8 protein-coding genes are annotated in these 12,356 nt (G+C 47.7%); 5 read left to right on the forward strand and 3 right to left on the reverse strand.

Translation table 11 applies throughout. The features are described 5' to 3' along the window. The first annotated feature begins 3 nt into the window (after window positions 1-3). The gene (locus QT998_RS13615; protein ID WP_333114962.1) at window positions 4-1,188 is read left to right on the forward strand and encodes an anion transporter; all 1,185 of its coding nucleotides are present in this window, start codon (window positions 4-6) and stop codon (window positions 1,186-1,188) included. A 52-nt stretch (window positions 1,189-1,240) separates the two neighbouring features. Here the strand turns inward: QT998_RS13615 and QT998_RS13620 are convergent, their stop codons facing one another. Beyond that, the gene (locus QT998_RS13620; protein WP_333114960.1) at window positions 1,241-4,927 is read right to left on the reverse strand and encodes an alpha-mannosidase; all 3,687 of its coding nucleotides are present in this window, start codon (window positions 4,925-4,927) and stop codon (window positions 1,241-1,243) included. A 182-nt stretch (window positions 4,928-5,109) separates the two neighbouring features. Here QT998_RS13620 and QT998_RS13625 point away from each other — a divergent pair, with 182 nt between their 5' ends. The 4 genes from QT998_RS13625 (at window position 5,110) to QT998_RS13640 (ending at window position 10,924) form a co-directional block, all read left to right on the forward strand. Further along, the gene (locus QT998_RS13625) at window positions 5,110-7,083 is read left to right on the forward strand and encodes a hypothetical protein (protein WP_333114958.1); all 1,974 of its coding nucleotides are present in this window, start codon (window positions 5,110-5,112) and stop codon (window positions 7,081-7,083) included. A 75-nt stretch (window positions 7,084-7,158) separates the two neighbouring features. Then, window positions 7,159-7,275 carry a photosystem II reaction center protein I gene (locus QT998_RS13630; RefSeq protein ID WP_106151135.1) on the forward strand — a complete coding sequence of 39 codons (117 nt, stop codon included), beginning with the start codon at window positions 7,159-7,161 and terminating at the stop codon, window positions 7,273-7,275. Window positions 7,276-7,629: 354 nt separating this feature from the next. Beyond that, window positions 7,630-10,173, forward strand: a complete 2,544-nt coding sequence (locus tag QT998_RS13635; RefSeq protein WP_333114957.1) for a DUF3769 domain-containing protein — start codon at window positions 7,630-7,632, stop codon at window positions 10,171-10,173. A gap of 82 nt (window positions 10,174-10,255) precedes the next feature. Next, window positions 10,256-10,924: a hypothetical protein gene (locus QT998_RS13640; RefSeq protein WP_333090684.1), complete on the forward strand. Its 669-nt coding sequence runs from the start codon at window positions 10,256-10,258 to the stop codon at window positions 10,922-10,924. Window positions 10,925-11,209: 285 nt separating this feature from the next. On the opposite strand, the gene QT998_RS13645 is transcribed toward QT998_RS13640, so the two are convergent. After that, complete coding sequence (locus QT998_RS13645) at window positions 11,210-11,722, reverse strand: phycobiliprotein lyase (protein ID WP_194009974.1); 513 nt, start codon at window positions 11,720-11,722, stop codon at window positions 11,210-11,212. 197 nt (window positions 11,723-11,919) lie between these two features. Beyond that, window positions 11,920-12,246 (reverse strand): hypothetical protein, encoded by a 327-nt coding sequence (locus QT998_RS13650; RefSeq protein ID WP_333218049.1) that lies wholly within the window; start codon window positions 12,244-12,246, stop codon window positions 11,920-11,922. Between the last annotated feature and the right edge of the window lie 110 nt (window positions 12,247-12,356).

Consider the following 12,356-nt stretch of genomic DNA (forward strand, 5'->3'; position numbering starts at 1 on the left):
TCTATGATAACACTCAACTATCTAATCTTGGGGCTGACTTACTTGGGTTTCGGTTTGGGATATTTGCCGGGGCTACGGATGAACCGGGCTGCGATCGCAATTGTCGGGTCAGCTTTTGCCGTAGCTTTGGGGATACTCGACCTCAAAACTGCTTGGGAGGCGATCGACCCCAGTACGATCATTTTTTTGCTAGGAATGATGGTGATTAATTCTACCTTGGAAGCATCGGGTTTTTTTCAACTAGCTTTAGAGTTTTTAACTCGCTTTACTCGTTCTCCCTTCGGCATTTTAGTAGCTGTTACTTTTGGCAGCGGTATTTTATCAGCATTTTTTCTCAACGACACTACTGCTATGTTGCTCGCCCCATTAACACTCACTCTAACTCGCTCCTTATCCCTCAATCCTCTCCCTTATCTTTTGGCTTTAGCAGGAGGCACTAATTTAGGTTCGGTAGCAACAATCAGCGGAAATCCACAAAACATTCTCGTCGGCTCTTTTTCGGGAATTAGCTATTGGGAATTTTCCCGATCTCTCGCACCGGTAGCTTTAATTTGTTTAGTAGTTCAAGTAATTTGGTTGTGGTGGCTTTATCCCGAAGTGCGCTCTTGCAAATCTTTGCCTGCGGTTTCTCAAGTTCGGTATCGCTTATTCAAGCCTTTATTAGCGAAAAGTTTGTTGGTAACAGCAGGACTTTTGGTAGCTTTTTTAGCCGGAGCACCTTTAGCCGAATCTGCCTGGATAGCTGCCAGTATATTGTTGATTACGAGGCGCATCAAGTCCGATCGCATTTTGCAGCGCGTGGATTGGAATTTGCTAGTGATGTTTGCGGGATTGTTTATTGTGACCAAGGCCGTTCAACAACTCGGTTTGTTGGATAACTTAACTAATTTGACTGGTACGCCGCTGAGTTTGTTGGGAACAACAGTAATTCTTTCTAACTTAATTTCCAACGTACCAGCCGTGTTAGTTCTGCAATCGCTGATTCCGAAAACAGATACACAAGCTTGGCTGTTGCTGGCCGCGGGTTCTACCCTGGCAGGGAATTTAACTTTATTGGGTTCTGTGGCCAATTTGATTGTAGCTGAAATTGCCGAAAAAACAGGCGATAGATTGACTTTTAAGGAGCATTTAAGATTCGGGCTGCCGCTAACTTTCGTTACGTTGGGAATTACGTATTTTTGGATCTAATTTGCAGAACAGCACCAGCCTAAACTTAGCACTTAACCAGCCAACAATCTCCTCATCTCTTCCCTTCCCCTTCTTCCTTTGCGTCCTTTGCGCCTTCGCGGTTCGTTACAACAGTAAAACTTGCAATTTTCCAAGGCTCTATCTTAAAACCTCGCCCTTGAGACAACTTTTCAGACAAATTTGCAGGTCTTTCTAACAAATCAACTGACCCTACAATCTCCAATTCCAAATCGCTATCCAATTCTAGCACAGCCTCTTTCCCCTCCGATTCGCAACACCGCAAAATCCAAACATTAGCATCATCTTCCGACTGTTTAAATGCCATCAGCGCTAAATTTTGGGCAGACAAATCCAAAAAATTACCAACTGCGGGTAAACTCTTGTTGCGATTTTGCCCTAACTGCGGGAATACCTTTACTAGCAGCGGCAAATTCAACTCGTAACCCTGTCGAACTGTACCGGCATCTTGCCAATTTCCAGCGTGGGGATAGACTGCACAAGTAAATTCTGAAACTCCTTTATCTGCTTGTTCGTCCGGCCAAATCGAACCCCGGAGTAAAGTCAGCCGGATTTGATTTGGTTGAATGTCACAACCGTATTTACAATCGTTGAGCAAACTCACTCCAAAACCGTCATTGCTAATATCAGTCCAGCGCAAAATCGGTACTTCCCATTTGGCTTTTTCGGCGGGTGTTTGCGGTTTAGTTGTGCGATCGATCGCCCCGCCGGGAATTTCGCAAGTTACAAAATCTGCTTCTACATTTAACCCAAAAGCTGCTTTAACCAAAACGTAAGTTTCTTGCCAATCTACAACCGTCTTAATTTTCAGCAGCGGCGAACCTTTTTCTAGCGTGTAATCTTGGCAAAACTCCGATTTGCCAATTTGCAGAACAACCCGCAAACTCTGCCGTAATTCTCCCCGATCAATCCAATAAATCTCTTTGAGTATCGGCGCGGGTAATTGATGTTTTTGATAATTCGGATCGATGTTCCAAGCATCCCAATATTGACCGCTGTCTTGAAAGGCTTGCAGTTGATTGCCTCCGGCTGCATTCAACACTTCTCTGTGATTAACTTTATCCCAAATGCTGGATAAATTGCCAGTTTCTTGGTCTATTTTTGCCAGAATAAGTTCATTTTCTAACACCATTTCTGGGGCGGCAAAATGCGTTTCTTGACAAAGTGCGTTTTTTTGTGCTATACCGTATGTAAGTTTCGATAAATCTGTCTTATTTTCCGTGGCTGGACTCGCGCCCGCATTACCCACAGCTTGAGAGTCTTCGCGACACAGCCAAAACACGCGGTAGCCGATCGCCGGAACATCCTCTGCACAAAATAACATGATAAATTGCGATGGCGGTCGATCGGCCTTAACAACCTGCGAAACCAGCCTCTGTCCCGACAAATCGTAAATTTGCCAAGCTAAACCAGCAGAATCGGGAAGCGGTAGATTGACAACCTCAGAGCGCGACCAATTGAGAGGATTAAAAATCAGAATCGGTTGAGCGTCCGGCTGCGGGGGAGAAGGCAGAGAAATTTGAGCGGCGATCGCATCTAAAGATTTTAGCAGAATTTGGTGGCAAGCGCGATCGGCCTCAGCAAAGGCTAGATTAGCATCCGCGTAGACTTGGGCGATCGCCGAACCAGGCAAAATATCGTGAAACTGGTTAAACAACACTTGTTTCCAAGCCGATTCTAACTCAGATTTCGGATAAACCGCACCCGTGCAAATCGTTGCCAGCGAAGACAACAACTCCGCTTGATAGAGCAATTCTTCACAGTGGCGGTTTTGGCGTTTTTGGTCAGCGCGAGTCGTGTAACAGCCCCGGTGGAATTCTAAGTAAAGTTCGTCCTTCCAAATCGGCAGAGGGCCGAGATTTTTGAGTTGCGAGATAGAAGGATTGGCAAATTCTAGCGCCCGCAAATTCTCCGGCTTGTCCGATTCTCGAACATCATTTTCAGGCAAAGTTGCCGCAACATCCGGCAAAAACTGACTCTCAATCAAAGCCAAATAATCAACCGCCTTGGCAAACTCCAACCTGGGAAAAAAAGGCGACAATTTCCAGCGTTTCGCCACCTCCAGCATATCGCGAGTCGGGCCGCCGCCGTGGTCGCCAACTCCCGGCAACCAAAGAGCATCTGGCAAATTAGTTTTAACTTGCCAATCAAAAGCATAACTTGCCATTTTTACAGATTCTATACTTTCGCCGATCGCCCCAGACATCATGCTAAATATTTTAGTACCATCCAACCCTTCCCACCAAAAAGCACCGTAGGGAAACTCCGTCGAATCATTCCAGCGCAACTTCTGAGTCACAAAATAATCAACACCGCCTTGTCGCAAAATCTGAGGTAATTGCCATCCAAAACCAAAAGTATCCGGTAGCCAAGCCACCCGCATCAATTCCCCAAACTTTTCCTTTGCATAACGCTGTCCGTAAACAACTTGTCGCACCATTGACTCAGCAGAAATCAAGTTTAAATCCGGTTCAACCCACATCCCGCCGACAACTTCCCAACGTCCGACAGCCACCTGTTTTTGAATCGCAGCAAATAAGTCCGGGCGGTGTTCTTCCAGCCAAGCATAAAGCGCCGGAGTTGAATGGCAGAAAATCAAATCGGGAAACTCCGATTGCAATTTCAACACCGACTCAAAAGTTCGTTCTGCCGCTTCCCAAGTTTCCGGGACAGGCCACAGCCAAGCTAAATCTAAATGAGCGTGACCGACCAAATAGATTTTACTTGTATATATAGATGTAATTTTGTCAGCTTCTCCAACCAGAGAAAGCCGACTTCTTCCTCCTCCCTCTGCGCCCTCTGCGGCCTCTGCGGTTCCATCATCTAAATCATCAGAAAAAGATGTAATAGCGCCGCTTTCCCCTATATATATAGATGTAATTTTGTCATCTTCTCCAACCAGAGAAAGCCGACTTCCTCCTCCCTCTGCGTTCTTTGCGCCCTCTGCGGTTCCCCCCTCCAAATCATCAGAAAAAGCCAGCAAATATCCCAGTAAATAGTGCCGCAAAACAGACAGCGATCGATCGAACTTGGCGCGATTCGGCAAAGCCGACCAATCAATCAAATTAACCGCCAAATCAATCTCAGATTTTAGCAAATTTCCCTTGACAAACAAGGGACAATTTGCTATATTCTTGGTGGGGAAGTATTGGGAATTTTTATTTTCTGAATTACCAGCCAAAGATTTTTGCAAAATTTCTAATTCGTCGGCCACAAAACCCGGATCGAAACAAGCAGAATCTGCCGCTTCGTACAAGCAAATCGATCGCACTAAAGCACCGCTATCGTGGCCTGGACTTACCAACCGCAACATCACCCAAAATTCATCGCCAGGATTGACCGACGCACTCAACAAAACTCGATCGGCACAATCGAACAAATCACCTTGTCCGACTAACTCGCCGCCGACAAAAATCTGAGCATCTTCGGCCCACCAAGTCAAGCCCAACAGCAACCGCAAACCAACCACAGGATAGCCGTGCAAATTGTTAGGAATGACAAATTTCTGCCCTAAATAAACAACTTGCTTCCCAGATGGCCAAGCAATATGTCCTTTCCCGTTCAGTTCGGCAACCGGCCCGTTACAAATACCTACCGAACCCGCCACCGAGTCACCGTCGCAGTACCTCCAGCCAGACTGAACCTCCACTTGACTGAGGCGGCGCAACTTCTCTACAACTTCAGAAATATTATTGCTAGCGGGTGTCACAGAAGCGTTCATTTTTAGCTAAAATAGGAATTGCGTAGGAATCAGGATCGGAATCGAACCGCGAAGGCGCAAAGGACGCGAAGAAATAATGGTTTCAGAGGGTTTGAAACTGCGATTAATATCTCGGTTTGATTTTACAGCAAAATTTAGCAATTCCGGCGCAAATCTAAAACCTGAATTCAATAATTAAACTTATGTCTAACGGTTACTACGGCCCATACCAAAGCCGAATATTAAATTTTATATCCAAACAGTCCCGCCAAGTCGCCGATAATTGCGATCGCACTTGGCGACAAATTAAACAAACAACCCTCAGCGGTACCCAAATTCTACTTTATCCAGCTTACTTGCTGGTGCAAAGTTCCCGAATGTTGACCAGACAGTTGCGGGAATCAAGTCCCAAGGTAGATTTACCTGAATTGCAAAAAGATGTTGGGGACGAAAATCCCGATTTGCTACCAAATTGGGATGAGGGAGAAACGTCGGAAAGTTCGATCGGCAAAATCCTGCACTTAGCCGAAAATCTTCTAAATCCGTCACAAACTGCCAAAACTTTAGCCAGTGCCCCGCTGTTAATAAATCAGACAAATTCAGCAACGGAGAAACCAGCTAGGGGTTTGCTTCCAGCTATCAATTTTTTCAGTGCAAAAACTGCCAAACATCAAACAACTTCCGCCTTAGAACATCCGCTAACCAAAACTCAATTAGACAGCAAACCAAAAGTTAGCGCAATCGCGACTTTCATTCCAGCGCGCACTTTAGTTTTGGTGGGAAGAGAAAATCAGGTTTTAGATATTTTGACACCCCAACAGCAGGAATTGCTGGAAAATCGGATAACTTGGGAAGTCGCCAACAACGGGCCGGAACGGCGGCACATTGCCCAAAAAGAATTAAAGTTTAATCTCGGTTTGGAGTCGGCTGCTAAAAAATCTCAGTTAGCGCCGGTGCGTCGTTTTTGGGAATTGATGGCTTGGCTGCAGACAAGTCCGGTTGCGGTGAAAAGAAATCAGTTTGGAGAATCAATTTTCGCAGTCAAAAAATCGATCGACCGCAACGCTATCTTACTCCAAAAAGCCACAGCGCAGATGGCTGCTGCGACAACAACCGCACTGCCGCAGTCGATTTCTGCATCAAATTCTACTGATGACAATACGCCAAAATTAGAAACTTATTTTAACAACAAGCTCGATCGAGCGGCCAATCCTCTGTCCTTTGTCACATTACTCGATCGCGCCGCCCTCAACCTCGAAGAATTTACCGTCCCCCCAGCCGCCAAAACCACCGCGGCCAATCCCGAGGTAAAACTTGATACATCAGTCGCGCCAACCAATTTAGGTCTGACCGCCCGCGAAATCCTGGAGAAATACGCTCAAAACATCGAAACAATGATTTGGTCGTCAGTAGACCACCTGCTGGGCAAAGAAACAGCAGCCAGTGATAGCACGGAGAAATCTGTAGCAATTAGGTATTATTTGCAACATCAAGGACAGCTAGAGAAAACCGAAAACACCCAAGAGGTCGATCGACCTTGGTTGAATTGGCAAGACTTATTCGGGGAACCAGGGCCACAGCAGTCGATCGAGGGCAGTTCCGAACCCGACGGCGCAACAGCTCAAATCTCAATATCACAAAACAGATCAAAAGTCAAGGATGAAATGGCAGAAGGTCGATCGACCGCAGTCTCAATATCGCCCTACCCCAAATCAATTCACCGCCTGCTCGCCGGACTCAAGCAGAGCTTGCTCGCACCAGAGTCAAAAAGTCAACCCCAAAAAGCCTCAAATTTAGCAGTAACTCAAAAAAATAGCCCTGCACCCGCAACACCATCAACCCCTGGGGGGAAACAGGAAACCCAAGTGCCAAAATACACAAACCCCAACACCGCGCCAAACAGCCAATCCCCAACAGCAATCACCCAGCAAACCAGCAAATATACCCCAACAGCCACAGCGGCCCAACCAACAAATCGCAGCGCCACCGTCCCGCCCGCCGACGAATACTTAGAAACAAAATCCGAATCAATGGGTTACATTAAACACCCGCTAGAACAAGTGCTCGAATGGATAGACCTACTCATGGTGCGACTAGAAAACATCCTAGAGCAACTCTGGAACTGGGCAAAAACCAATTGGCCAACAATCCTCCAAACCAAAGATAAAATTGAGTAATCTTTAGCCTATGATAAAAAAAGTTGCACTCGCAGCAATCAGCTCAGTATTAAACCATCTTTGGAGGCTCCCACAGTGCTAACCCTCAAAATCGTAGTTAATGTAGTTGTCCTATTTTTTGTTTCCCTGTTCGTATTTGGATTTTTGTCCAATGACCCAGCCCGGAACCCCAACCGCAGAGATATGGAATAAGCCAGCTATCTGGGCCGCTAGTTCGGGGGCCCGACACCGCAGCCCCCGAACCAGGGCACAAAGCCACAAAAATGACTCAATCAAAACTTGACCTCGCACCACCAGCGAGGTTATCTTGTGGCAAAACAAACCCGTTGAAATATTCGCTGATTCCCGCGAAACATCTAGCAAGCAATCAAGTTTATAAAGATGAGCCAGCTAACAACTCCGCCCAGCAAAAAAATTTAGGTTAACTTTGAAACGCTGCCTGTTAAGTGCGAAAATTTGGACGATCGATTCTCAGCTATAAAAAACCTCTAAAATCTAAAATCTAAAATCTAAAATCTAAAATCGGATGACTCACCTGTTGTAACTATGCCATATCCGGTACCGCCGCCCGAACCACCTGCCATCATCTACATCGCGAAACCAAAGAAAGCAGCCCTAACTGTCGCAGCCAGTGATGGAGACAACCCCAGCAACTCCGTAGAAACACCGGAACCAAGTTCAGAAATCGTTCAGCCACCCCAGCAACCGGCCCAAGTAGAAGAAGCAGCAGTCCTCGATACCGCCCCAGCCACCAACCCACAGCCTCCAGAAATCGCACACCCTCCAGCCACAGTCGAAAGCGACGAAGCAGTAGCGGGATTTGGGCAGCCGGTTGCTGCTGAAAAACCCGAAACTCCAGCAGCTAAGCAAGATTCCTCATTTACTGCTTACCAGTTAGGTTCGGTAGAAAATGCTGTGGCAGCTCGAAATCGCCAAAAAATAGCAGGGGAGCAGAGAAAAGAGGACAAGAATGCGCTAAAACCGCAAGAAAGTTGGTATCAGGCCCAAGGCCGACAGTTAGAAGAGAACGCTCCCGTGCCAACAGAGATTCCCGTTCCAGAACCCGCGCCAGAACAGCCTCCCACCGAGCAGGAACAGTTCGACATTCCCACACCAGGAACCGCCCCCGTACCAAGAACCGCCCCCAAACCCGCAACAAGAGAGCCCAAACCAAAGCCCAAACCAGCCGCGCCGGGAGTCCGCACCGCACCATCTCAGCGGACGGTGCCTTTTCCGGTGAGTCCGGCCGATACCATCGAAATTAAGGCAGACCGGCAAGAATTTGACGACAAGCAGCAAATTGTCACGGCGGTTGGTAATGTTGTGGTGCGGTTCCGGCAAACTGTGATAGATGCCGATCGGGCGATCGTCAACCTAGTCACCCGCCAAGTGGTAGCATCAGGCAACGTCGCCTATACTCGCGGCCAACAAGTAGTCCGCGGCCAGCAGATGGAATTCAATCTCGGCCTCAACTCCGGCGCAGTCGAACAAGCAAGCGGCGAAATATTCCTCCCCGCAGCAGGTAGCGAATTAACGCCCACACTACCCACAGATATTAGTGCCGGAACCATTCTCGAACAGCCTCTGAGCGATCGAATTACCAGCCAGCAGCCCCTGCGCGGAGTCAAATCCCCAGGAGCGGCCAGCGTCACCATCGGCGGTGGCGGACAGCTAGCCGCCCCCCAAGTTGTCGGCGCAGTCAACCGCATCCGCTTTGAAGCAGAACGCCTCGAACTTCTGCCCAACGGCGCCAGAGTCGCAACTAACATTCGGATTACTAACGACCCGTTTTCCCCGCCAGAATTTGAATACAGGGCGCGGAGGGCGACGATTAGAAGCATTTCGCCCACGGCTGAGGAATTAGTCACAAATTCGCCCCGCTTAGTATTTGACAACCGCATCAAAATACCCGTGTATCCCCGCAGACAAGTGTTTGACAGCCGACAGCAGAACGGCCCTTGTTTGACCTTTGGCTACGATGGCGGGGACAGGGGCGGTTTGTACGCCGAGTGCGGTTTTCAGGTGTTGCAAAACGGGCCGGTGCGGCTCACCCTGACACCCCAAATATACCTTCAGCGGGTCGTGGCAGATCACGGCGGCAATCCGTTTTTTCCCGACAGCTACGGACTCAAAGCGAAGTTGACCTCTAGGCTCGGCCCTCGTACCAATATCGAAGCCTCGGCGATATTTCTGAGTTTCGAGGATTTCCCGAATTTGCCAGAAGAGAGCTTTCGGGGCAATGTGCGCCTGCGGCAGTCGATCGGCACTCACTCTCTAGCGGCAGAATACAGTTACCGCGATCGACTGTTTAACGGCTCTCTGGGCTATCAAACCGTGCAGAGCAGCCTCGGGGCAGTCCTCACTTCCCCCGTCATCCCACTCGGCAGCACAGGCATCAATCTCAGCTATCAAGCCGGGTATCAATTTATCAATGCTGACACCGATCGACCAGACTTGCTCGAACCAGTGCGCGAAAACAACCGCATCGATTTGGGCCGCGCCCAAGCCAGCTTCGCCTTGAGCCGCGGCTTCAACCTGTGGGAGGGTAAACCGCTACCCCGCACTCCCACCCAGGGTTTGAAGTACACGCGCAACCCAGTGGTTCCTTTCTTGCAATTAGCCTTGGGAGTCCGGGGAGTTGGCACTTATTACAGCAGCGGCGACACACAAAACTCGATCGCCAGCAGCGTCGGCATTCAAGGGCAGTTCGGCCATTTCTCCCGCCCTTTCCTCGACTACACTGGATTTAACGTGACTTACACTCAGGTAGCGCGGGACGGCATATCGCCTTATTTGTTCGATCGGCTAGTAGATTTGAAAGTGCTATCTTTTGGACTTGTCCAGCAAGTTTACGGAGGATTTCGAGTCGGCTTTCAAACAGCTATTAATTTAGAGAGCAAGGAAGCAATCAGTACGAACTACACTTTAGAATACAGCCGTCGCAGCTACGCAATTATTTTGCGTTTTAATCCTGAACGTCAAGTCGGGAGCCTGACTTTTAGAATTAGCGACTTCAATTGGAACGGCACTCCCCAACCTTTTTCTGGAGACGTGAAAACAGTCGAAGGAGGCGTCCGTTTATCCGATTAATTCAATTGGCTAATTGGGAATTGGTCAAACAGGGTATTTAAAACCAACAGTCAACAGACAACAGTCAACGAACCAATAACAAATGATAGAAGTGACGGCAATATCTGCACAAGCAGCGGCTCTGCTGGTTCACTACGGCTTTGACCTAGGTGGCAAAAAAGCCGAAAAATTGGCGGGTGAATGGCTGACCAAGTACCCCGGCTACTGGCTGCGTTTAGCAGTGGTTGAAGCGCTTTATCAAGGGCGCTACAAAGCTGTTTCTGTCGATCAGCTATTGAGTATGTGGCACCGGATAGGAGAACCGCTCTATCATTTTAATCGCGAGTTTGAACGCTTAGTCTGCAACAATTTTCCTCAAGATTTAAACGTTGAAAAAGATCCTAAACTGCCGCAGGACGGTAGAGTTTTATCGATCCCCGCACCGGCAGTCAGTGTCGCAGAGTTAGATTTGCTTGCGCCGTCAGAGCCCGAAATCGATCGCGCGCCAGATGCAGAAGTCCCGAACATAGAAGTACAGGAAACAGAAAAATTACCCGATCGCGATCGTACAAAAGAAAATCAAGAAGTTGTAGTATATGAAGACCTAGCCCTTACCGCCCTCGCCGATAAAGCCGAGGTCGATCGCTTTTTACCCGATAAACCTGTGACAAAATCATTCCCAGTTGTCAAACACACTGATTTTCACACCAAGTTAAAAGCCATTGCCCTCAAAGGCCGAATCAAAAAGCGAGAAAGCAGAAAGAAAGTGTAAATTTTGGGCATTGGGCATGGGGGATGGGCCAAACAGGGCATTGGGCATTGGGCAAACAGGGCGTTGGGCATTGGGCATACCTCATATCAAATCCGGTAGCATCGGAATGATTCAGATATATATTCTCGGACTCTGTGTACTCTGTGTTCTAGCGCCGGTTAAATCATTCCGATACAAGCGGAAACGATATCACTACGCTTGAGAACCGCTATAGCAGATTCATCAGTGGGGTAAATCTCTGATTCCTCAATTATTCAATTGTTCAATTGTTCAATAAACCGAAAGTTAACTTTTCGCACTTACTCCCATCCGAATTTCCGAACAAAAAGATGCCTGTTGAGTACCGTTAGCTTGCTTAACAACGCTAGTCCGCAGCCGCAGATTGGGCATGAGATACCACAGCCTTTCTTCGGCGCGGACAGTATCTGATTCTGTAATCAATGTCAGCACATCGTCATCGCCCATCACGTAGCGGGCGTTTCCCTTCTCTTGCAACACTTGACCTTCCCTAGGATTGTCGGGATTGGGGACGATCGCTAATATTGTAGAACCAATTTGTTTAGCTTGGTTGCGATCGGGAATACCGTCCCAAGAAATCCGAACGCCCTTTAGCTGAGTTGAGGTAGGGTTAATCGAGTGTTGTTGGCAAAGTTTGACAACTGCTGCATCGCTAGCTGTCACCATTTCTATTTTGAGGTCAGATTTACCAGCCTGCAATTCGCCAGACTGAAGATTGTGTACGGTACGCTGGGAAAACCATTTACCTGCACTTAACTCAAAAAACTCGATAACATCCATAAAACTTGTCTCTAAACTTAAATACTTCTTTATTTTCGATCGCCACGGGCGTGCTATAAACTCAGAAACCCGGTTTCTGCCTGCGTACCTAGCGGTTAAACCAATGATTTTAGCTGATAAACTAGGTTTAAGAGTGCAAGTGCCACTCTATATTTTAAAGGAATAGGGCGCGCCTGCAAAACTTTCCGGGATTTGGGTCAAGCAGATTGCAGGTTTAGTTGAGGTACGAAACCCCACCGGGCGACAGCAGGCTGATGCAGCCGAGTTGACAGAAAATTAGATTCGGCATCGTATTGCGCTAAAAAAGTCTGATTCGCGCATCCAATAGGATTGTAGTACCTTAAAAAATTGAGCTTTGAGAGTGTTAGCCGATCGACAATCATCATTCCCAGACCAGCTATATTAAGAAAAACAACGATATATGTCAGGTTTTGTCGATCGGTAGATTTGGCGCTGCAGAGTTGAATTTTCACGGGCTGCGGTTGATAGCAATCGCACTCATTAAAAATTCTCAAAGCAGACACGGACTCAAACACCCGCGATTCATTGAACCATCAGCCTCATCAAGGGCAGTAGCCCGGTAGCAAATAGCCTTTAAATATGTCATCCTAAATAAACGAGAAAAGATTCTCGA

Source organism: Microcoleus sp. S1D4, assembly GCF_036700765.1.
GTDB lineage: Bacteria > Cyanobacteriota > Cyanobacteriia > Cyanobacteriales > Microcoleaceae > Microcoleus.

Coding starts and splice junctions, on each gene's coding strand:
- QT998_RS13625 (WP_333114958.1), top strand. CDS start 5,110: ATGTCTAACGGTTACTACGGCCCATACCAAAGCCGAATATTAAATTTT.
- QT998_RS13645 (WP_194009974.1), bottom strand. CDS start 11,722: ATGGATGTTATCGAGTTTTTTGAGTTAAGTGCAGGTAAATGGTTTTCC.
- QT998_RS13640 (WP_333090684.1), top strand. CDS start 10,256: ATGATAGAAGTGACGGCAATATCTGCACAAGCAGCGGCTCTGCTGGTT.
- QT998_RS13615 (WP_333114962.1), top strand. CDS start 4: ATGATAACACTCAACTATCTAATCTTGGGGCTGACTTACTTGGGTTTC.
- QT998_RS13635 (WP_333114957.1), top strand. CDS start 7,630: ATGCCATATCCGGTACCGCCGCCCGAACCACCTGCCATCATCTACATC.
- QT998_RS13620 (WP_333114960.1), bottom strand. CDS start 4,927: ATGAACGCTTCTGTGACACCCGCTAGCAATAATATTTCTGAAGTTGTA.